General features: G+C 67.3%; 19 protein-coding genes. 13 read left to right on the top strand and 6 right to left on the bottom strand.

What is annotated here, in order from left to right:
* Positions 1-31: 31 nt before the first annotated feature.
* The 4 genes from odhB to sucD all read left to right on the top strand — a co-directional run bounded on the left by odhB (position 32) and on the right by sucD (position 4,900).
* Positions 32-1,303 carry a 2-oxoglutarate dehydrogenase complex dihydrolipoyllysine-residue succinyltransferase gene (gene odhB / locus HMJ39_RS07550; protein ID WP_194296817.1) on the top strand — a complete coding sequence of 424 codons (1,272 nt, stop codon included), beginning with the start codon at positions 32-34 and terminating at the stop codon, positions 1,301-1,303.
* Positions 1,304-1,318: 15 nt separating this feature from the next.
* Positions 1,319-2,758, top strand: a complete 1,440-nt coding sequence (gene lpdA, locus HMJ39_RS07545; protein WP_194296816.1) for a dihydrolipoyl dehydrogenase — start codon at positions 1,319-1,321, stop codon at positions 2,756-2,758.
* A 100-nt stretch (positions 2,759-2,858) separates the two neighbouring features.
* A complete protein-coding gene (gene sucC, locus HMJ39_RS07540; protein ID WP_194296815.1) occupies positions 2,859-4,028 on the top strand; it encodes an ADP-forming succinate--CoA ligase subunit beta in 1,170 nt (389 codons plus the stop codon).
* Positions 4,025-4,900, top strand: a complete 876-nt coding sequence (sucD, locus tag HMJ39_RS07535) for a succinate--CoA ligase subunit alpha (RefSeq protein WP_161386152.1) — start codon at positions 4,025-4,027, stop codon at positions 4,898-4,900. Before sucC ends, sucD begins: the two co-directional genes overlap by 4 nt.
* 102 nt (positions 4,901-5,002) lie before the next feature.
* Here sucD and HMJ39_RS07530 read toward each other — a convergent pair whose 3' ends face one another.
* Positions 5,003-5,191 carry a PA3496 family putative envelope integrity protein gene (locus HMJ39_RS07530; RefSeq protein ID WP_228462202.1) on the bottom strand — a complete coding sequence of 63 codons (189 nt, stop codon included), beginning with the start codon at positions 5,189-5,191 and terminating at the stop codon, positions 5,003-5,005.
* 407 nt (positions 5,192-5,598) lie between these two features.
* On the opposite strand from HMJ39_RS07530, the gene HMJ39_RS07525 reads away from it, so the two are divergent.
* The 5 genes from HMJ39_RS07525 (at position 5,599) to sixA (ending at position 11,634) form a co-directional block, all read left to right on the top strand.
* Positions 5,599-7,149, top strand: a complete 1,551-nt coding sequence (locus HMJ39_RS07525; protein ID WP_194296814.1) for a hypothetical protein — start codon at positions 5,599-5,601, stop codon at positions 7,147-7,149.
* A complete protein-coding gene (locus HMJ39_RS07520; protein ID WP_161385411.1) occupies positions 7,146-8,045 on the top strand; it encodes a TIGR01777 family oxidoreductase in 900 nt (299 codons plus the stop codon). The genes HMJ39_RS07525 and HMJ39_RS07520 overlap by 4 nt, the downstream gene beginning before the upstream one ends.
* 94 nt (positions 8,046-8,139) lie before the next feature.
* Complete coding sequence (gene htpG / locus HMJ39_RS07515) at positions 8,140-10,023, top strand: molecular chaperone HtpG (RefSeq protein WP_194296813.1); 1,884 nt, start codon at positions 8,140-8,142, stop codon at positions 10,021-10,023.
* A gap of 121 nt (positions 10,024-10,144) precedes the next feature.
* On the top strand, positions 10,145-11,176 hold the full coding sequence (locus tag HMJ39_RS07510; RefSeq protein ID WP_161385409.1) for an NAD(P)H-dependent glycerol-3-phosphate dehydrogenase: 1,032 nt from the start codon (positions 10,145-10,147) through the stop codon (positions 11,174-11,176).
* Entirely contained in the window at positions 11,173-11,634 is a 462-nt protein-coding gene (gene sixA / locus HMJ39_RS07505; RefSeq protein ID WP_194296812.1) for a phosphohistidine phosphatase SixA, read from the top strand. Before HMJ39_RS07510 ends, sixA begins: the two co-directional genes overlap by 4 nt.
* Before the next feature lie 6 nt (positions 11,635-11,640).
* Here the strand turns inward: sixA and HMJ39_RS07500 are convergent, their stop codons facing one another.
* Together HMJ39_RS07500 and xthA are read right to left on the bottom strand one after the other, a co-directional pair.
* Positions 11,641-12,651: an ion transporter gene (locus HMJ39_RS07500; protein ID WP_194296811.1), complete on the bottom strand. Its 1,011-nt coding sequence runs from the start codon at positions 12,649-12,651 to the stop codon at positions 11,641-11,643.
* Entirely contained in the window at positions 12,648-13,472 is an 825-nt protein-coding gene (gene xthA / locus HMJ39_RS07495; protein ID WP_194296810.1) for an exodeoxyribonuclease III, read from the bottom strand. Before xthA ends, HMJ39_RS07500 begins: the two co-directional genes overlap by 4 nt.
* 145 nt (positions 13,473-13,617) lie before the next feature.
* Here xthA and HMJ39_RS07490 point away from each other — a divergent pair, with 145 nt between their 5' ends.
* From HMJ39_RS07490 to HMJ39_RS07480, 3 genes are all read left to right on the top strand, one after another.
* Entirely contained in the window at positions 13,618-14,454 is an 837-nt protein-coding gene (locus HMJ39_RS07490) for an alpha/beta fold hydrolase (protein ID WP_194296809.1), read from the top strand.
* A complete protein-coding gene (locus HMJ39_RS07485; protein WP_194296808.1) occupies positions 14,447-15,298 on the top strand; it encodes an alpha/beta fold hydrolase in 852 nt (283 codons plus the stop codon). The genes HMJ39_RS07490 and HMJ39_RS07485 overlap by 8 nt, the downstream gene beginning before the upstream one ends.
* A 116-nt stretch (positions 15,299-15,414) precedes the next feature.
* Positions 15,415-15,876 (top strand): MaoC family dehydratase, encoded by a 462-nt coding sequence (locus HMJ39_RS07480; protein ID WP_161385403.1) that lies wholly within the window; start codon positions 15,415-15,417, stop codon positions 15,874-15,876.
* Between the two features lies 1 nt (position 15,877).
* Here HMJ39_RS07480 and HMJ39_RS07475 read toward each other — a convergent pair whose 3' ends face one another.
* The gene (locus HMJ39_RS07475; protein WP_194296807.1) at positions 15,878-17,062 is read right to left on the bottom strand and encodes a saccharopine dehydrogenase family protein; all 1,185 of its coding nucleotides are present in this window, start codon (positions 17,060-17,062) and stop codon (positions 15,878-15,880) included.
* 149 nt (positions 17,063-17,211) lie between these two features.
* On the opposite strand from HMJ39_RS07475, the gene HMJ39_RS07470 reads away from it, so the two are divergent.
* Positions 17,212-17,721 carry a DUF2505 domain-containing protein gene (locus tag HMJ39_RS07470; RefSeq protein WP_194296806.1) on the top strand — a complete coding sequence of 170 codons (510 nt, stop codon included), beginning with the start codon at positions 17,212-17,214 and terminating at the stop codon, positions 17,719-17,721.
* Here HMJ39_RS07470 and HMJ39_RS07465 read toward each other — a convergent pair.
* Complete coding sequence (locus HMJ39_RS07465; RefSeq protein WP_161385400.1) at positions 17,718-18,524, bottom strand: SDR family NAD(P)-dependent oxidoreductase; 807 nt, start codon at positions 18,522-18,524, stop codon at positions 17,718-17,720. The genes HMJ39_RS07470 and HMJ39_RS07465 overlap by 4 nt on opposite strands.
* Positions 18,525-19,814 (bottom strand): dicarboxylate/amino acid:cation symporter, encoded by a 1,290-nt coding sequence (locus tag HMJ39_RS07460; RefSeq protein ID WP_194296805.1) that lies wholly within the window; start codon positions 19,812-19,814, stop codon positions 18,525-18,527.
* Positions 19,815-19,842 lie beyond the last annotated feature (28 nt).

Raw genomic sequence — 19,842 nt, 5'->3', positions numbered from 1 at the left:
AAGCGAACCGAAAAGGGTTTAAGGAATCAGCATGGCGACAGATATCAAGGCCCCACAGTTTCCGGAATCCGTGGCGGACGGCACCGTGGCCACCTGGCACAAGAAAGAAGGCGAGGCGGTCAAACGTGACGAACTGCTGGTGGACATCGAAACCGACAAGGTGGTGCTCGAGGTAGTGGCCCCCAGCGATGGCGTGGTGGGCAAGATCCTCAAGGACGAAGGCGAGACCGTTGAGAGCCAGGAAGTCCTGGGCTCCCTGGAAGCCGGCAGCGGCTCCGGCGGTGGCGCCAAACAGGAAGAAAGCAAGGGCGACGACAAGGCCGAGGAGAAGGCCGGCAAGGACGACGGCAAGCAGGAAGCCGCCGCCGAGAGCGCCCCCCAGGCCGAGGACAAGGGCGGTGACGACGACGCCCAGGCGGGCCCCGCCGCGCGCAAGATGATGAGCGAGCACGGCCTGTCCGCCGGCGACGTGAAAGGCACCGGTCGCGACGGCCGCATCACCAAGGAAGACGTGGAGAAGGCCCTGGCCAACCGCCAGGAGAAGCCGGCCTCCTCGTCCGCCGAATCGAAAGCGGCGCCGATCCCCGAGGCGGAGCCCGGCGAGCGCGAGGAACGCCGCGTGCCCATGACCCGCCTGCGCAAGCGCATCGCCGAACGGCTGGTGTCCGCGCAGCAGAACGCGGCCATGTTGACCACCTTCAACGAGGTCAACATGAAGCCGATCATGGAGATGCGCAAGAACTACAAGGACGCCTTCGAGAAGGCCCACGGCGTGCGTCTGGGCTTCATGGGTTTCTTCAGCCGCGCCTGCGTGGAAGCGCTCAAGCGTTTCCCGGAAGTGAACGCCTCCATCGACGGTGACGACGTGGTCTACCACGGTTACTACGACATCGGCGTGGCGGTCTCCACCGAGCGCGGCCTGGTGGTGCCGGTGATTCGCGACGCCGACCAGAAGGGTCTGGCGGAAGTGGAATCGCAGATCATCGACTACGGTCAGAAAGCACAGAAGGGCAAGCTGTCCATCGATGAGATGACCGGCGGCACCTTCACCATCTCCAACGGCGGCGTGTTCGGCTCCCTGATGTCGATGCCGATCCTCAACCCGCCGCAGACCGCCATCCTGGGCATGCACAAGATCCAGGAACGGCCCATGGCCGTGGACGGCAAGGTGGAGATTCTGCCGATGATGTACCTGGCGCTGTCCTACGACCACCGCCTCATCGACGGCAAGCAAGCGGTGCAGTTCCTGGTCACCGTGAAGAACTTCATCGAGGATCCGGCCCGGCTGCTGCTGGACATTTGATCGAAAGGATTGGTTATGGCTGACAAATACGACGTCATCGTCATCGGCGGTGGACCGGGCGGCTACGTGGCCGCCATCCGCGCCGCGCAGTTGGGTTACAACACCGCCTGCATCGAGAAGCGCATCAACAAGCAGGACCAGCCGGCCCTGGGCGGCACCTGCCTGAACGTGGGCTGCATTCCCTCCAAGGCGCTGCTGGATTCCTCCTGGAAGTACCATGAGGCCGAAGAGAGCTTCGCCGACCACGGCATCGGCGTGGGCAAGCTGAGCCTGGATCTGAAGACCATGCACGAGCGCAAGGACAAAGTGGTCCAGCAGCTCACCGGCGGCGTGGCTTCCCTGTTCAAGGCCAACAAGGTGACCTGGCTGCAGGGCACCGGCCAGCTCAAGGCCAACAAACAGGTGGTGTTCACGCCCCACGAGGGCGATGAGCAGACCCTGGAAGCGGACAATGTGATCCTGGCCGCCGGCTCCGTGCCGGTGGAGATCCCCCCCGCCGAGGTGGACCAGAAGATCATCGTCGATTCCACCGGCGCCCTGGAATTCGATTCCGTGCCCAAGAAACTGGGCGTGATCGGCGCCGGCATCATCGGCCTGGAGCTGGGCAGCGTGTGGTCGCGCCTGGGCAGCCAGGTCACCGTGCTGGAAGCGGTGGACATCTTCCTGCCGGCGGTGGATCAGCAGATCGCCAAGGAAGCCTCCAAACTGTTTACCAAGCAGGGGCTCGACATCCAGTTGGGTGCCCGAGTCACCGGCACCAAGAAAAACAAGAACTCCGTGCGCGTCACCTATACAGATAAAGACGGAGAGCACGAGGAAACCTTCGATCGTTTGATCGTCGCGGTGGGACGCCGTCCCTACACCGAGGGCCTGCTCAGCCAGGACGCCGGCGTCACCCTGGACGAACGTAATTTCATTTACGTGGACAACCAGTGCCGCACCGATGTGCCCGGCGTTTACGCCATTGGTGATCTGGTGCGCGGTCCCGCCCTGGCCCACAAGGCCATCGAAGAGGGCGTGATGGTGGCGGAGGTGATCGCCGGGGAGCATACCCAGGTGAATTACGACGCCGTGCCCAGCGTGATTTACACCCACCCGGAAGTGGCCTGGGTGGGCAAAACCGAGGAAGAGGTGAAGGACTCCGGCGAACCGTACAAAACGGGTGCCGTTCCCTTCGCCGCCAATGGCCGCGCCCTGGCCGCCGGCGAGCCCGGTGGCCTGGTGAAGTTCGTGGTGGACGAAAAGACCGATCGCGTGCTGGGGATGCACGTACTGGGCCCGCAGGCCTCCGAGCTGATTCAGCAAGGGGTCGTGGCCATGGAATTCGGCGCCAGCATCGAGGACCTGCAGCTGATGGTATTCGGCCATCCGAGCCTGTCCGAGACCGTCCATGAAGCCGCTCTGGCCACGGACTACAAAGCCATTCACGTGGCGCAACGCCGCCGCAAGAAGTAGGGCCCGCGCGAGAAACGGGCCCCACGCCGAGCGGGGCCCGCAGCGGCCCCGACTCTGCGCCGGGAGCGCTATCCACAGACATTTTGATGGAAGTTAAGGCATGAATCTCCACGAGTATCAGTCTAAACAGCTGTTTGCTGATTACGGTCTGCCGGTTTCCAAGGGATTCGCCTGCGACAGCCCCGAAGAGGTGGCCGCCAAGGTGAAGGAAATCGGTGGCGACAAATGGGTCGTCAAAGCCCAGGTTCACGCGGGCGGCCGCGGTAAGGCCGGCGGCGTGAAACTGGTCAATTCCGCCGAGGAAGCGTCCGAGTTCGCCGAAAAATGGCTGGGCCAGCGTCTGGTGACCTTCCAGACCGACGAGCACGGCCAGCCGGTTTCCAAGATCCTGGTGGAAACCTGCACCGACATCGCCCAGGAGTTGTACCTGAGCGCGGTGCTCGACCGCACCACCCGCCGGGTGGTTTTCATGGCGTCCACCGAAGGCGGCGTGGAAATCGAGAAAGTGGCCGAGGAAACCCCGGAAAAGATTCTCAAGGCGATCGTCGATCCGCTGGTCGGCGCGCTGCCTTACCAGGGCCGTGAGCTGGCGTTCCAGCTGGGCCTGGAAGGCAAGCAGATCAACCAGTTCGCGAAAATCTTCGTGGGCCTGGCCAAGCTGTTCGAGGACAAGGATCTGGCGCTCATCGAGGTGAACCCGCTGGTGATCACCGAAGAGGGCGATCTGCACTGCCTGGACGCCAAGATCAACGTGGACGGCAGCGCGCTGTTCCGCCACGCCGACATCAAGGCGCTGGAAGATCCTTCCCAGGAAGACGAGCGCGAGCGTCGCGCCGCCGAATGGGACCTCAACTACGTGGCCCTGGAAGGCAACATCGGCTGCATGGTGAACGGGGCCGGCCTGGCCATGGGCACCATGGACCTGGTGAAGCTGAAGGGCGGCGCGCCCGCCAACTTCCTGGACGTGGGCGGCGGCGCCACCAAGGAACGCGTCACCGAAGCGTTCAAGATCATCCTCTCCGACGACCAGGTCAAGGCCGTGCTGGTGAACATCTTCGGCGGCATCGTGCGCTGTGACCTGATCGCCGAAGGCATCATCGGCGCCGTGGAAGAAGTGGGCGTCGAGGTTCCGGTGGTGGTGCGTCTGGAAGGCAACAACGCCGAGCTGGGCGCCCAGAAGCTGGCCGACAGCGGCATGAACATCATCGCCGCAGAAAGTTTTGACGACGCCGCCGAGCAGGTGGTGAAAGCCGCGGGAGGTGCCAAATGAGCGTATTGATCGACAAGAACACCAAGGTGATCTGCCAGGGCTTCACCGGCAGTCAGGGCACCTTCCACTCCGAGCAGGCGATTGAATACGGCACCCAGATGGTCGGCGGCGTGACCCCGGGCAAGGGTGGCCAGACCCACCTGGGCCTGCCGGTGTTCAACACCGTGGCGGAAGCGGTCAAGCAGACCGGCGCCACCGCCTCCGTGATCTACGTGCCGGCGGCCTTCTGCAAGGACTCCATCGTGGAAGCCGCGGACGCGGGCATCGAGCTGATCGTCTGCATCACCGAGGGCATCCCCGCCCTGGATATGCTGTACGTGAAGGAATACATCACCCGCAAGGGCAATGTACGCCTGATCGGCCCGAACTGCCCGGGCGTGATCACCCCCGGTGAATGCAAGATCGGCATCATGCCCGGTCACATTCACAAGCCGGGCAAGGTGGGCATCGTGTCCCGTTCCGGGACCCTGACCTACGAGGCGGTCAACCAGACCACCAAGCTGGGTTACGGTCAGTCCACCTGCATCGGCATCGGCGGCGACCCGATTCCGGGCACCACCTTCATCGACGCCCTGGAAATGTTCCAGAACGATCCGCAGACCGAGGCGATCGTGATGGTCGGTGAAATCGGCGGTACCGCCGAGGACGAAGCGGCTGCCTACATCAAGGAGCACGTGACCAAGCCGGTGGTCAGCTACATCGCCGGTGTCACCGCGCCTCCGGGCAAACGCATGGGCCACGCCGGCGCGATCATCGCCGGTGGCAAGGGCACCGCGGACGAGAAGTTCGCCGCCCTGGAAGCGGCCGGTGTGGTCACCGTCCGCAACCCCGCCGAAATCGGCGAGGGCGTGAAGAAGGCAACCGGTTGGTAAGCCGGACCTTTTTCGCCATGAAAAAGCCCGCCAAACGGCGGGCTTTTTTGTTCGCGGCCGAAGCCGCGAACGCCAATCCGGGAATCCCTTCCATACTCTTGATCAATGAAGGACGTCGTCGTCCTCCAGTTCGAAGAATTCGTAGTCGTTCAGCTCGCGCTTGAGACGACGCTCCTCCAAGCGATCCTCGATGCGGTGGCGCATGTCCATATTGAAACCGCGAGCGCGGGTCGCCTTTTCCTCCTGGACGTCCTCTTCCAGTTCTTCATCCACTTCGTAGTCATCATTCATCAGTAGTTCATCCGACTCATAGTCAGTCTCAGCGCGTCGGTTACTCATGGTCGCCTCCTTCAGGAAATGGGGGAACGGCCTTAAACAACCGGGTGCCAAGGAGCCGAACCGGACGGCGCGGTGCTGAGTGCCTTCGTCGCCGGTCGTTTTCCTGATCACCTCAGCGCCTATATAACGTCTGCTTTTCGTCCAGACAAGACTTTTTTGATGAAATCCGATGACCGGAAAAGCGCTTCCGGTCACGGCCTGGCGGCGCCGCCGGCGCCCGCGGTGTGACGACCGTCATAGCCCGGCCAGCCGGCGCCCGCCGCGCCCGCCAAACGGTGGATTGCACCGGGCCCGCTTTGTAAGCTGAGGGCTTGATGGCGGCGCGGCCGGGCGCCGCGCTTAGGGGAGACGAATAACCAATGGCGGAATGGCTTGTGGTGGCCGGGGTCAGCGTGCTGATCATGGCCACGGTGGGGCTGGTCAGGCAGGCCGCGTTCCGTGGCCACAGCGCGTTGCTGTTCATGATGCCACTGGCGGGCTGGCGCCAGGTGCAGGAGCACTGGGACGCCTACGGGGCGCTGGCATTGCTGCGGGTGCTGGGGGTGGTGTGCCTGGTCAGCGGCCTGGGGCTGTTCTACGTGCAGCATCAAGTGCTGGCGCCGGCCAGCCCGGGCCAGGTGCTGCACGGCGCCAAGGATGCCACCGCCAGCGCTTTCGTGCGCTCGCCGGAAGCCGCTCTGCTGATGGTGCAGGGCGACGGCCAGCCGCTGTCCGGGCGGCTGCATGGCCAGGGCCTGGACGGGCCCCGGGTCACCCTGATCAACGGCGTGCTCAGTGTTCAGCAAGGGGAGGGCTTCCTGCCGGATCTGTCGGTGAGCGTGCTGCTGGGCTGGGAGGCGGACGACATCGAGGAGCGCCGCACCCTGCTGATCGATCCGCTGGAGAGCGACGGCCCGCCGGTGCACCTTTCCTGGACCCCGGATGGCCGCAGCTACCCGGAAACCCGCATCTTTCACGACGGTTACCGCCTGGAGCTGGCCCTGGCGCCGCTCGGCGAGGGCCGCTTCAGTGGCGCCATCCAGCTGGTGCTGCCGGACGCCGACAGCAGCTACCTGGTGGGCGACTTCACCGCCCACGCCGATCACCTGCGTTACCGCAACGGCAAGGTGGATCTGACCTTCGATCACCCGGATACCCTGGCCTACGTGGCGCGCCAACAGCTTCTCACCCAGTACCCGGACGGCGCCGTGGCGCGCATCCAGGTGGAGAACGTGAACCTGCGCCGGGCGGACGGCGAAGGCCGGGTGCAGGCCCGCGTGGAGCTCGGCGACGGCACCGTGGAGCGGCGCCGCATGGCCCTGGAGGAGAGCGCCGTGGGCTGGGCGGTGGTGCCGGGCTCCATGGAGTCCCGGGTGCTCGACCAGGGCGGCGAGCGGGCGGCTCCGGCGCCCTCCGGGGGTGGCGGAGACGCCGCGCCGGCGGACCCGGAGCGGCGCCTCCCTGCCTTCACGGCCCTGGCCGGGTACGCCGGGCAGAGTGTTACGGTGATCGCCGAGGACGGCGAGCGCACCCGGGGCCTGCTGTCCCGGGTCGCCGACGATCGCCTCTGGCTGCGCCTGACCCTGGGCGCCGGGGAGGCGGAAATCACCCTGCGCGAGCCGCGCTTGCGCGCGGTGCGCCTGGCGGACGGCACGCGCCTGTCCTGGCCCCGGGCCGGGGAGGGCACGGCGGCGCCCGCCGAGACGCCGGCGCCGGCGCCGGCGGCACCCGCGACCCCGGTGCCGGCCGGCGACCACGCCGGGCTGGTGGGGCGCCGGGTTACCGTCACCCTGGCCAACGGCGACCGCCACACGGGGTTGCTGCGCGCCGCCGACGACCGGCGTGTCACCCTGGCGGTGCCCATGGGCAGCGGGAGTATGGAATACTTCTTCCAGATCACCGAGATCGATTCGATCAAGGAGGTTGAATGAACGTACTGATCACCGGCGGCAGCGGCTTCATCGGCCGCGCCCTGTGCGCCCGGCTGGCGGCCGGCGGGCACCGGCTGATCGTGCTCAGCCGGCGGCCGGCGAAGGCCCGGCCGTTGCTGCCGGCGGACACCCGGGTGGTGGCGTCCCTGGACGAGATCGACGATGACGAGGCGCTGGACGGCATCGTCAATCTGGCCGGTGAGAATCTGTTCAGCGGCCGCTGGACGGCGCCGCGCAAGGATCGCCTGCTGGCGTCCCGGGTGGAGACCACGGCGGCGGTGATCGCGCTGGCCCGGCGCCTGCGGCGCACCCCGGAGGTGCTGGTCAGCGGTTCGGCGGTGGGTTTCTACGGCGACGCCGGCGACGCCGAACTCACTGAACACAGCTCGGCGCGCCGCAAGGACTTCGGTTACCGTCTGTGCGACGCCTGGGAACAACGGGCCCGGGACGCCCTGTCCCTGGGCATGCGCCTGTGCGTGATTCGCACCGGCATCGTGCTGGGCCGCGACGGCGGCATGCTCGCCAAGCTGTGGCCGGTGTACCGGTTGGGCCTGGGCGCGCGCCTGGGCAAGGGCAGCCAGTGGCTGAGCTGGATTCACATCGAGGACATGGTCACCATCCTGGAGCGGGCCCTGGAGACGCCGGGGGTGGACGGCGTGTTCAACGCCACCGCGCCGAACCCGGTGACCCAGCGCGGTTTCCACCGCGCCCTGGCGGCGGCCGCCCACCGGCCCGCCCCCTGGGTGGCCCCGGCGCCGCTGCTCAAGCTGATGCTCGGCGAGCTGTCGGACATGCTGTTGGGCGGCCAGCGGGTCTATCCCCGCCGGCTGGAGGACCAGGGGTTCGTGTTCCGCTTTCCCCGCCTGGAGGACGCGCTCGCCGACCTGGCCGGCTGAATGCCGGTCACCGCGCCCGCGCCTCTTGAAATCGGCGCGCGCGGGCCTATCTTTGCCACCGGCCGAACCATGAATTCCGCTGGAGACAACAACCATGAGTCACGACCGCGAAACCCGTGGTTTTCAGGCGGAGGTATCCCGCCTGCTGCACCTGATGGTGCATTCCCTCTACAGCAACCGGGAAATCTTTCTGCGCGAGCTGATTTCCAACGCCTCCGACGCCTGCGACAAGCTGCGTTTCCAGGCCCTGGACGACGATAGCCTGATGGAAGGGGAGGGCGAGCCCTGGATCCGCCTGTCCGTGGACCCGGACGCCGGTACCCTGACCATCGCCGACAACGGCATCGGCATGAACCGCGAGGAAGTGGTGGAGAACCTGGGCACCATCGCCCGCTCCGGCACCGAGAAATTCCTTGCCAGCCTCACCGGCGACCGCCAGAAGGATGCCCAGCTGATCGGTCAGTTCGGGGTCGGCTTCTATTCCGCCTTCATCGTCGCCGACCGGGTCGAGGTGTTCAGCCGCCGGGCCGGCGAAGCCGCCGACCAGGGCGTGCACTGGGAAAGCGACGGCAAGGGTGAATTCACCGTGGAAACCGTGGAGCGCGAACAGCGCGGCACCGCCGTGGTGCTGCACCTGCGCGACGACGCCAAGGAGTTCGCCGACGAGCACAAGGTGCGCGCCGTGGTGCGCCAGTACTCCGACCACGTGGCGTTCCCGATCCGCATGGCCAAGAGCGCCGAAGGCGCGGACGGCGAGGACCAGGACAAGGAGACCGATTGGGAAACCCTGAACTCCGCCACCGCCCTGTGGCAGCGCTCCCGCCAGGACATCAGCGACGAGGAATACCAGAATTTCTACCGCCACCTGAGCCATGATTTCCAGGATGCCCTGACCTGGAGCCACAACCAGGTGGAAGGCAACCTGGAATACACCAGCCTGCTGTACGTGCCGGCCCGGGCGCCGTTCGATCTTTACCACCGGGAAGCCAACCGGGGCCTGAAGCTCTATGTGCAGCGGGTGTTCATCATGGACGAGGCGGAGCAGTTCCTGCCCCTGTACCTGCGCTTCATCAAGGGCGTGATCGACGCCCCCAACCTGCCGCTCAACGTGAGCCGCGAATTGCTGCAGGACTACGGCCCGGTGCGCAAGATCCGCGCCGCGCTCACCAAGCGGGTGCTGCAGATGCTCAAGAAACTGGGCAACGACGACGACAAGTACGCCACCTTCTGGAGCCAGTTCGGCGAGGTGCTCAAGGAAGGCATCGGCGAGGACCCGGACAACCGCGAGGCGATCGCCGCGCTGCTGCGCTTCCCCTCCACCGAAAACGCCGCCCCCGGCGCCGTGTCCCTGGACCAGTACCTGGAGCGGGCCGGGGAAGGCCAGGACAAGATCTACTATCTGCTCGCCGACAATCTGGAGGCCGCCCGCCACAGCCCGCATCTGGAAGTGTTCCGCAAGAAGGGCATCGAGGTGTTGCTGCTCACCGGCCGGGTGGACGAGTGGATGGTCAACTACCTGGAGGAGTACCAGGGCAAGAAACTGGTCAACGCCGCCCGGGGTCAGCTGGACATGGACGACCGCGAGGAAGCGGACAAGGCGGAGCAGCAGGACAACCCGCTGATCGGCCGGCTCACCGAGACCCTGGGCGAGCGGGTGGCCGAGGTGCGGCCCACCGGCCGGCTGGTGGAATCGCCGGCTTGCCTGGTGCTGGGCGAGGACGAGCTGGGCCCGCAGATGCGCATGATGCTGGAGGCCGCCGGACAGCCGGTACCGGAAAGCAAGCCGGCCCTGGAAGTGAACCTGTCCCATCCGCTGCTGGAGCGTCTGCAAGGCATCCAGGACGACCAGGACTTCGCGGAAATGGCGGAATCCCTGCTCGACCAGGCGCTGCTCGCCGAGGGCCAGCTGCCCAAGGACCCGGCGGCCACCGCCCGCCGCCTCAACCGCCTGCTCCAGGAGCACGCCGAACGGACCTGAGCGCGCCGGCCGCGCTCCGGCGCGGCCATCGCATTTTGCGCCGCCAGGTCCTATGATGCCGGAAATTTTCCACGCGCCGCGTCCGCCATCCCGGCGGCGCGGCGCCCAGGGGGACCCGCCCATGGAGCAGCACAAACACACCGCCGCGATCCTCGGCGGCGGCAGTTTCGGCACCGCCATGGCCAGTATCCTGGCCGAGAACGGCCACCGCACCCGGCTCTGGGTGCGTGACCCGGAAACCGCCGCCGCCATCAACGAGGACCGCGAGAACCCCCGCTACCTGCCCGGCCAGTCCCTGCCCGAGGGCGTCCACGCCACGGAAAGCCTGGACGAGGTACTGGAAGACGCGGATCTGGTGTTCGTGGCGGTGCCGTCCAGTGCCTTCGTGGAGGTGCTGCGCCAGGCCCGGCCCAAGGTGGCGGAGGGCACCCTGGTGGTGAGTTGCACCAAGGGCATCCACGAGGACGGCTTCCTGCTCATGAGCCAGCTGCTCAAGCGTGAGTGGGACCACACCCGCATCGGCGTGCTCAGCGGCCCCAACCTGGCCCGCGAGATCGTCGAGCGCAAATTCACCGGCACCGTCATCGCCAGCCCCGACCAGGCGCTCTGCCAGACCGTGCAGAAGGCGCTGAGCTGTGAGTACTTCCGGGTCTACGACAACCCGGATATCTACGGCGTGGAACTGGGCGGCGCCCTCAAGAACATCTACGCGGTGGCGTCCGGCATGGCCGCCGCCATCGGCATCGGCGAGAACAGCCGCAGCTTCATGCTCACCCGGGCCCTGGCGGAAATGAGCCGCTTCGCCGTGGAGCTGGGCGCCAACCCGCTCACCTTCCTGGGGCTGTCCGGGGTCGGCGATCTGATCGCCACCTGCTCCTCGTCACTGTCGCGCAACTACCGCATGGGCCACGCCCTGGGCAGCGGCCGCGATCTGGACCAGGCCCTGGAAGAGCTGGGTCAGACCGCCGAGGGCCTCAACACCATTCGCCTGGTGGCCACCCGGGCCGAGCAGCTCAACGTCTATATGCCGCTGGCCACCGCGCTTTACGAGATCATTTACCAGGACAAGCCGCTGGACACCATGATCGCCCGGCTGATGAGCGGCGAACACAAGCACGACGTGGAATTCAGCTTTCACGGAGGCACCGCTTGAGAGTCTATCTGTGCCGCCACGGCGAAGCCGTGGCCCAGGCCCCCACCGACGCGGAACGCCCGCTCACCGAGCGCGGCCGCCTGGAAGTGATGTCGCTGTGGCAGGATCTGCGTGAGGAAGGGGTTCGCATGGAGCGGCTGATCGCCAGCCCTTACCGGCGCGCCCAGCAGACCGCCCTGTGCATCGCCCGGGCGTTCGGCGGCATGGACCAGGAAGCCTGCGGTTACCTGGTGCCGGAGGCGCACCCCCAGCACTTCCTGGAATGGCTGATCCGTCAGCCGGAGCAGGACAATACGGTGCTGGTGAGCCACATGCCGCTGGTGTCGTTGCTCACCGCCGCCTGGATCGGCGATCCCACCGCGAGGCCGGCGTTCCGGGTGGGCAGCGTGGCCGCCCTGGACGTGGAAGTGGCGGCCCCCGGCGGCGCCCGGCTGCTGTGGATGCGGGCCCCCGGCTGAGGCGGGTTACTCCGGTTCTTCTTCCTTCCAGTGCTGCACCGCCACCTGGGCCTTCACGTGGTCGAGGATTTCCAGCAGCGTCTGTTTGACCATCTCGTTGAGTTGCTCGGTGCCGCCGTGGGAGGCGCTCAGCAAATCGTCGATCAGGGCGTCCAGGCGCGGCCGGTTGGCCGGTGAACTGACGTCCTCCACCAGTTGGTCCACCAGGGCGGAGCCGCCGTCGCGCACGGTGTCGCCGAGCAGGTCGATGGCGCGTGGCCCGGCCACCGGAATCGCCGCCAGGCGGCGGCCGGCGGCGGTGCGGTGCACGGCCTCGTCGGTGAGGTAGACCAGGTACTCGGAGAGCCGGTCGCGGTACTGGTCATGGCTGCGCCGGGTGGCGTCGGCGATGCGGCCGGCCAGGTAATCCACCAGCTGCTCGCGGCGCGGGGCCAGCACGTCGCGCTCGATGCGGTGCATCATCGGGCCGCCGGTGCGGATTTCCCGCTGCGCCCCCTCCAGCACGTTGATCACCACCCGGTCGGACACTTCCTCCACCAGGATCCGGTAGTACTTGATCACCGAGCGGCCGATGTAGGTGTCGCGGAAGTCCACCACGCCCATCTTCTGCAGCCGGAACATCAGGCTCACCACCCGCAGGATCCGCAGCCAGCGGAAGCTGCCCACCGGAATGCAGCCAAGCAGGTCGTACCAGTGCACGAACGGGTAGAAGAACCAGCGGTGATAGGTGCCCCGGGCGATGGCCACCGCCCAGCGGATCACGAACTCGGTGAGGTAGACGGTGACGAACGCCAGGTCGATCTCGAAGAAATGGGCGTGCACCTGCTCCTTGTAGAAGGTGAAGAACCCCGGCACCCAGGCGCGCAGCAGTTCCTGCACCGTTTCCACCCGATAGACCCAGTCGAACAGAATCAACGACAGGTTGACGACCACCAGCAGGATCATCAGGACGTCGATCAGAAAGCCCAGGGTGTCGAGCCCCGGGCGCAGTTTCTTCAGGTGGAAATGAACACTCATGAGGGCAGGTTATCGAAGCGGCTCCAGACCGGACAGTGGTCCGAGGGTTTTTCCATGGCGCGGATGTCGTAATCCACGCCGGTGTCGGTGAGCCGTTCCAGCAGCGGCGGCGTGGCCAGCACCGTGTCGATGCGCAGGCCGCGGCGCGGGTCCCGCTCGAACCCCCGGGAGCGATAGTCGAACCAGGAGAACACGTCGTCGGTGTCCGGGTGGCGGTGCCGGAAGGTGTCCACCAGCCCCCAGTCCACCAGCCGTTGCCACCAGTCCCGTTCCTCGGGCAGGAAGCTGGTCTTGCCTTCGCGCAGCCAGCGTTTGCGGTTTTGCTCGCCGATGCCGATGTCCCGGTCCGTGGAGGAAATGTTGAAGTCCCCCATGATGGCCAGCTGCTGGGCCGGGTCGTGTTCGGTTTCCAGGTAACGCTGCAGGTCCTCGTAGAACTTGCGCTTGGCCGGGAACTTGACCGGATGCTCGCGGTTCTCGCCCTGGGGAAAGTAGCCGTTGAGCACCGTCAGCGGCGCGCCGCCGGCGTCCTTGAGGCGGCCGATGATCATGCGCCGCTGGGCGTCCTCGTCGTCACCGGGAAAGCCGTAGCGCACCGCCTCCAGCGGCTCGCGGGTGAGCAGGGCGACGCCGTAATGGCCTTTCTGGCCGAAATAGTAGGGGTGGTACCCCATGTCGCGCACCGCCTGTTCCGGGAACTCGCTGTCCTGGACCTTGGTTTCCTGCAGGCCCACCAGGGTGGGGCGGTACTTGTCGAGCAGTGTCTCCAATTGATGGAGACGGGCGCGAATGCCATTGATGTTGAATGAAATCAGCGTCATATCACCTCCGTTTGCGGCGCATTGTACACCACCGCGCCGGCCGCCGAACGAATCGGTAAATGAGTTTGACCGACGGGGAAGGTATGATCGGCATTTTCGTGGCGGCGCCGCCGTTTCGCGCCGCCCGGTTTCGAGGAGAGAGGCAATGAACGACGCGGCCCCGCGGGCCGGCGCCAAGCCGGTGCTGGCCTTCGCCCATGCCAACGGCATCCCCGGCCACAGTTACGACACCTTCCTGGATCCGCTGCGCGAGCACTATGACGTGCGCGTGGTGGAATGCCTGGGCCAGGATCCGCGCTACCCGGTGGACGCCAACTGGGAAAGCCTGAGTCTGGAGCTGGAGGCGTTTCTGGAACCGCTGCCCAAGCCGATCATCGGGCTGGGTCACTCCATGGGCTCGGTACTGATGTTCTGGGTGGCGCATCGTCACCCGGACTGGTTCCGGGCCCTGGTGATGCTCGATCCGCCGGTGGCCAACGGCCCCCAGGGCCTGGTTTACCGGCTCGCCAAGGCCACCGGCCTGGGCGACCGCTTCTCGCCGGCGAAAAAGAGCAAGGGGCGCCTGGACTACTGGGCCAGCTGGGACGACGTGGAGAGCTACTTCAATTCCCGAGGCCTGTTCAAGGCGTTCGACCCGCGCTCGCTCCAGCATTACCTGGAACACGGCCTGGAGCGCCACGGCGACGGCTGGCGGCTGCGCTTCCGCCCGGAGGTGGAAGTGGCGGTGTTCCGCGAGACGCCCACCGGCGTCACCTCCCTGCCTCGGCTGAAGGTGCCCGGCGCCCTGGTCACCGGGGAGAAATCCCCGCAGCTGTTTCACAAGGGCGGCGCCCGCCATGCCCGCCGCCATCGCATGAAGCGGCTGTTCGCGCCGGGCAGCCACATGTACCCGCTGGAGCGCCCCGAGGCCACCGCCGAGCTGGTCCAGGGCATCCTCGACGATCTGCTCGGCGCCGATCACCGGGAGGGCGGCCATGACTGAAACACCCCGCGAACGACGCTTCAGCGCCTTCGGCCAGACCCTGGCCGGGCTGCAATGGGACGGTGACGGCGAGGCCCTGCCGGTGCTGGCCCTGCACGGCTGGCTCGACAACGCCGCGTCCTTCCAACCCCTGGCGGAATATCTGGGGCGCCCCCTGGTGGCCCTGGATTTCGCCGGCCACGGCCATTCCGATCATCGCCCGCCGAACCAGGCCACCCATTACGTGGACCATGTGCGCGACGTGCTGGCGGTGGCCAATGAACTGGGCTGGGACCGCTTCATCCTGATCGGGCACTCCATGGGCGCCGGGGTCGCCTGCCTGTTCGCCGGTACCTTTCCGGAGCGGGTCGAGCGGCTGGTGCTGATCGAGGGCCTGGGGCCGCCGGCCACCGCCGGCAAGGACGCCCCGCAGACCCTGCGCAAGGCCATCGACCAGATGCTCACCCTGGGCGACAAACGCAAGCCGGTGTACGACGATCCGGAACAGGCGGTGGCGGCGCGGCTGCCGGCCCTGGGCGGGCTCGAGGAAGCGTCCGCCCGGCTGCTCTGCGAGCGTGGCCTGGAACGGGTGGCGGACGGCTGGACCTGGCGCACCGACGCGCGCCTGCGGTTGACCTCCTCGCTGCGTCTCACCGAGGAGCAGGTGGAGGGCTTCGTGCGCGCCATCGTGGCGCCCACGCTGCTGCTCATGGGCGAGCAGGGCCTCGGTGGCGATGGCCGCTTCGATCACCGCATCGACTGGCTGGAGGACGTCACCGTGGGCCGGCTGCCCGGGCGCCACCATTTGCACATGGACGACCCGGCGCCGGTGGCGGCGGAGATCAACGCCTTCCTGTCCCGCTGAGCAGGCCCGCCGGGCGGGCCTGACCAAAAGCGCCGTGCCGGCGAGCCATCCCGTCATGGTGGCGCCGCCGGCGCGCGCTATCCTGGCCGCATCCCCACCGGCCAGGAGAGAACAATATGAAAGTGGTGGAAGCCGCCCAACTGGGCGATTACGTGGGCCAGGAACTGGGCGCCTCGGAGTGGTTCACCATCGATCAGGGGCGCATCAACGATTTTGCCGCCGCCACCCTGGACCACCAGTTCATCCACGTGGACCCGGAACGCGCCAAGGCGACGCCGTTCGGTTCCACCATCGCCCACGGTTACCTGACCCTGGCGTTGCTGCCCTATCTGCAGACCAGCATGGCGGATTTCCTCATGCCCCGGGGCATGAAGATGGGCATGAACTACGGCTTCGACAAGCTGCGCTTCATGGCCCCCGTGAAGGTGGATAAGCGCATCCGCGCCCGCGCCAGCCTGCTGGAGGCCACCGAGAAGAAACCCGGCCAATGGCTGCTCAAGTTCGAGTTCACCGTGGACATCGAGGGCGAGGACAAGCCCGCCCTGGTGGCCGAGTGGCTGCTGCTGTATTTCGTCTGAGTCAGGCTTCCCGCTCGAAGGTCATGCCGGCGGCCTGGAGCCGCGCCACCAGCCGGTCGCCCAGGGCCATCACCGGCGTCACCACGCCGGTGTGATCCGGCGGCGTGGTATCCAGCCCCAGCCCCATGAGCGTCTCCGAGAGCATCTTGGCGGTTTCGTCGTAGCCCGGGTCGCCGCCGGCCACCCGGCAGCGCACCTCGGTGTCCCCGCAGCGCCCGCGCAGGCGCACCTGGAACCAGGAGCGCGCCCGGGTGGCCTGGTCCGGGCCGGCGCCGGAAGGGCGGCTCTTGAGCAGCCGCCGGCGCACCGGGCCGAGCTGCGCGGCCAACACCAACCCGCCCACGCCGGCGGCGCCGCCCACCAGCTTCGGCAGGCTGGAGGTGACCAGATAGTGGCCGTAACGGAACGACGGACCATAGTCCTCGATGGCCCGCGCCGAGCGCATTACCATCAAAGGGTCGATGGTGGGCATGGGCGCCAGCCAGCCACCCAGTTCATCGTCCTTGCGCGGCCGCATCGGCAGCGCGCCCACCGGGCGCGGGTACCAGCGTTGCAGCCGGCTCTGGGCGTCGCGCAGCCGGTCCCGGTTGGCGCGGGGCCGGGCGAAGGCCTCCAGGGCGGATTGCCAGGTGCCGCCGGAAAAGGAACCGGAGAACGACACCGCGCCTTCCACGGTTACCGGGGCGTTGAGCCGGCCGCCGTGGGCTTTTTCCAGCTCGCGGATGGTGAACAGGGTGCCGGCGTCGTAGGGAATGGAATCGAAACCGCAGCAGTTGACGATGGCGCAGCCGGCTTTTTGCGCCGCCTCGTGATAGCGCGGGATCAGGGTGTTCACGAATTCCGGCTCGCCGGTAAGATCGCAGTAATGGGTGCCGTGCTCCACGCAGGCGCGCACCAGAGGTTCGCCGTAGCGCACATAGGGCCCCACCGTGGTGGCCACGGCGCGGGTTTGCGCGGCCAGTTCCGCCAGGCTCAGCGGATCGCCGCTGTCCGCCTGCAGCAATGCCGGCGCGTCGGCGTCGCCGTCCAGCCCGGCGGCCACCCGCTCCAGCTTGGCGCGGTCGCGGCCGGCCAGGGCCCAGGGCGTGCCCGCCGGCAAATGGCGGGACAGGTAGCGGGCGGTGAGTCCGCCGGTGAAGCCGGTGGCGCCGAACAGGACCAGCGCGTAGGGACGAGACGTGGGCATGGGGCCTCCTTGTGTTGTGACGGACGGTGTCGTGACGGACACGGACGTGGCATTGATGGAAAGTGACAGTGGTACGGGCGTCAGTGTAGCGTTGCCGGCCTGGGCCGGCCCATGACCGTACCGCCCAGGTCGTGCATTCGGGAGAGAATATGGAAGAGAAAGTCGAACGCCGCTATCCGGTGAACGTGGAAGAGCTGTACGCCATCCTCACCAGCAAGGCGTTTTTTGAACAGCGCTATGCCTGGGGCCGGGTGGAGGATTACCGGTTCGAGGCTTTCGAACCCCAGGGGGACGGCTTCCTGATCCGTATCGCCCAGCCGATCGCCATCCGCCTGGACAAGGTGCCCGGCGTCGCCCGCAAGTTCCTGCCCGAGGAGGCGGAGCTGACCACCGAGTTCCGCTGGCATCCGGCCAGCGGCGGTTATCAGGCGGATTACCGCTTCGTGCTCGGCCATGTGCCGGTGAAGGTGGGCGGCACCATGACCCTGCGCCAGGACGGCGACGACGCCGTGCAGACCACCCGGGTGGCGGTGAAATCCTCGGTGCCCCTGGTCGGGCGCAAGCTGGAGAGTCTGATCGCGGAACGCTTCGAGCAGGCCCTGGAAGGGGATTACCGGCACACCATCCGCTATATCAAGGAGCACCACGACGCCGGTTAGGAATGACGGCGCAGCCGCCGGGCTTGCTCCATCATCTTTTTCACGAACCACTCCGGGCGCCAGCGCTTGCGCCGCCAGGCCCGCTTCGCCTCCGGCTGCGGAAAGATGTGCAGCGGTCGCTTGGGCAGGGCGGCGAGAATCCGCTCCGCCACCGCCTCGGCGGATTCCGGCGCCCGTTCCAGGGCGCGCTGCAGCCGTGCCCGGCTAAGGGCGTCGGTGGCCGGCATGCGCCGGCCCAGTTCACTGGGGAACAGATCCGGGCACACCACCGAGACCTGGATGTTCAGCGGCGCCAGTTCCGCCGCCAGCGCCTCGCTGAGGCGGATCACGGCGGCGTTGCAGGCCACGTAGCCGGCCATGCCCGGCGGCGCCGTGACGCCCGCCAGGGCCGCCACGTTGACCAGGTGGCCGTGGCCCTGGCGCTTCATCAGGGTGAGGGCGGCCTGGCAGCCGTGTACCGCGCCCATGACGTTGACCCGCCAGAGCTGCTCCCAGCCGGCCTCGTCCAGGCTCTCGAACGGGCCGGCGGTGGCCAGGCCGGCGTTATTGATCACCACGTCCAGGCGCTCCCAGCGCCGCTGCACCCGTTCCACCGCCTGGCGCAGATCCCGCTCGCGGCTCACGTCCGCGGCCACGAACAGCACCTCGCCGCCGGCCTGGCGCAGCTCGTCCGCCAGGGCCTGGCCGGCGGCTTCCTCCCGGTCGAGCAGGGCCACCCGGTGCTCGGCCACGGCCAGGCCGGCCAGGGCCCGGCCCAGGCCATGGGCGGCGCCGGTGATCAGCATCACGGGTTTGCCTTTCATTCAGAGCGGGTCCGCGTCGAGCTCGCGCATGGGCCGGCGCAGCACGTCTTCCTCGCCCTCGCTGCGCGCCAGCAGCACCGCGCCGACGCTGTCGCCCCAGACGTTCACCGCGGTGCGGCACATGTCCAGCAGGCGGTCGGTGACCAGGATCAGGCCGATGGCCTCCGCCGGCAGGCCGATCACGCCCAGGATCACGGTGATCGCCACCAGGCTGGCGGCGGGGATGCTGGCCACGCCGATGGAGGTGAGCAGGGCGGTGAGCACGATCACGAACTGGGTGGTGAGGCTCAGATCCAGGCCGTAGGCCTGGGCGATGAAGATCGCCGCCACGCACTCATAGAGGGCGGTGCCGTCCATGTTGACGGTGGCGCCCAGGGGTAGCACGAAGCTGGCGGTACGGTTGGAGACGCCGGAGCGCTTCTCCACGCACTCCATGCTCAGCGGCAGGGTGGCGGCGGAGCTGGCCGAGGAAAAAGCGGTGAGCAGGGCTGGGGTCATCGACTGCAGGTGGCGCCAGGGCGAGCGTTTGGCCAGAAAACGGATCAGCAGCGGCATCACCACGAACATGTGCAGGGCCAGGGCCAGCAGCACGGTGATGAAGAACAGCGCCAACGGTTCCACCGCGTCCAGGCCGGTGCGGGTGACGGTGGCGGCGATCAGGCCGAACACGCCCAGCGGCGCGAAGCGGATGATCACCATGGTGATGCGCAGCACCACCTGGTAGATGCCTTCCACGGTCTGGCGCAGATGCTCGCCAGGGGCGCCGCGCAGGGTGCGCAGGAAGTAGCCGAAGAACAGGGAAAACACGATCAGGCCCAGCATCTGGGTCTCGGCGGCGGCCTGGAACAGGTTCGGCGGCAGCAACTGGCGCAGGATCTCGGTGAAGTCCGCGGCGCCACGGCCTTCGATGCTTTGCAGCGCCTGGTCGGTTTCCTTGGCCAGGCCGAGCAGGTCCTTGGCGGGCTCGCCGTCGATGACCCCGGGCACGATCAGGTTGACCACCACCAGACCCACCAGAATGGCGATCAGGCTGGTGGCCAGGTAGAACACCACCGTCTTGGCCCCCAGGCGGCCCAGGTTGTCGTCCTCGCCCACGTTGATCATGCCGCTGATGATGGCGGTGGTGATCAGCGGCACCACCACCATCTTCAGCGCATTGATGAACAGCTCGCCGATCAGGTCGTAGGCGGGCAGGAGCGGCAGCCCCAGCAGCCGGGTGCTCTCGGAGGTGGCCGCGCCGGCCAGACCGCCCAGCACCATGGCCAGAAAAATCTGGTGATGTAGTTTCATTCAGCGGCCCTTCGTGCCGGTAGGAACC

Origin of the sequence: Alloalcanivorax profundimaris (assembly GCF_015265435.1) — a bacterium.
Classification (GTDB): domain Bacteria; phylum Pseudomonadota; class Gammaproteobacteria; order Pseudomonadales; family Alcanivoracaceae; genus Alloalcanivorax; species Alloalcanivorax profundimaris.
The sequence above is the reverse complement of the archived record's forward strand: the minus strand, read 5'-3'. Positions and strand labels throughout refer to the sequence as shown.

Coding starts and splice junctions, on each gene's coding strand:
- odhB (WP_194296817.1), top strand. CDS start 32: ATGGCGACAGATATCAAGGCCCCACAGTTTCCGGAATCCGTGGCGGAC.
- lpdA (WP_194296816.1), top strand. CDS start 1,319: ATGGCTGACAAATACGACGTCATCGTCATCGGCGGTGGACCGGGCGGC.
- sucC (WP_194296815.1), top strand. CDS start 2,859: ATGAATCTCCACGAGTATCAGTCTAAACAGCTGTTTGCTGATTACGGT.
- sucD (WP_161386152.1), top strand. CDS start 4,025: ATGAGCGTATTGATCGACAAGAACACCAAGGTGATCTGCCAGGGCTTC.
- HMJ39_RS07530 (WP_228462202.1), bottom strand. CDS start 5,191: ATGAATGATGACTACGAAGTGGATGAAGAACTGGAAGAGGACGTCCAG.
- HMJ39_RS07525 (WP_194296814.1), top strand. CDS start 5,599: ATGGCGGAATGGCTTGTGGTGGCCGGGGTCAGCGTGCTGATCATGGCC.
- HMJ39_RS07520 (WP_161385411.1), top strand. CDS start 7,146: ATGAACGTACTGATCACCGGCGGCAGCGGCTTCATCGGCCGCGCCCTG.
- htpG (WP_194296813.1), top strand. CDS start 8,140: ATGAGTCACGACCGCGAAACCCGTGGTTTTCAGGCGGAGGTATCCCGC.
- HMJ39_RS07510 (WP_161385409.1), top strand. CDS start 10,145: ATGGAGCAGCACAAACACACCGCCGCGATCCTCGGCGGCGGCAGTTTC.
- HMJ39_RS07500 (WP_194296811.1), bottom strand. CDS start 12,651: ATGAGTGTTCATTTCCACCTGAAGAAACTGCGCCCGGGGCTCGACACC.
- xthA (WP_194296810.1), bottom strand. CDS start 13,472: ATGACGCTGATTTCATTCAACATCAATGGCATTCGCGCCCGTCTCCAT.
- HMJ39_RS07490 (WP_194296809.1), top strand. CDS start 13,618: ATGAACGACGCGGCCCCGCGGGCCGGCGCCAAGCCGGTGCTGGCCTTC.
- HMJ39_RS07485 (WP_194296808.1), top strand. CDS start 14,447: ATGACTGAAACACCCCGCGAACGACGCTTCAGCGCCTTCGGCCAGACC.
- HMJ39_RS07480 (WP_161385403.1), top strand. CDS start 15,415: ATGAAAGTGGTGGAAGCCGCCCAACTGGGCGATTACGTGGGCCAGGAA.
- HMJ39_RS07475 (WP_194296807.1), bottom strand. CDS start 17,062: ATGCCCACGTCTCGTCCCTACGCGCTGGTCCTGTTCGGCGCCACCGGC.
- HMJ39_RS07470 (WP_194296806.1), top strand. CDS start 17,212: ATGGAAGAGAAAGTCGAACGCCGCTATCCGGTGAACGTGGAAGAGCTG.
- HMJ39_RS07465 (WP_161385400.1), bottom strand. CDS start 18,524: ATGAAAGGCAAACCCGTGATGCTGATCACCGGCGCCGCCCATGGCCTG.
- HMJ39_RS07460 (WP_194296805.1), bottom strand. CDS start 19,814: ATGAAACTACATCACCAGATTTTTCTGGCCATGGTGCTGGGCGGTCTG.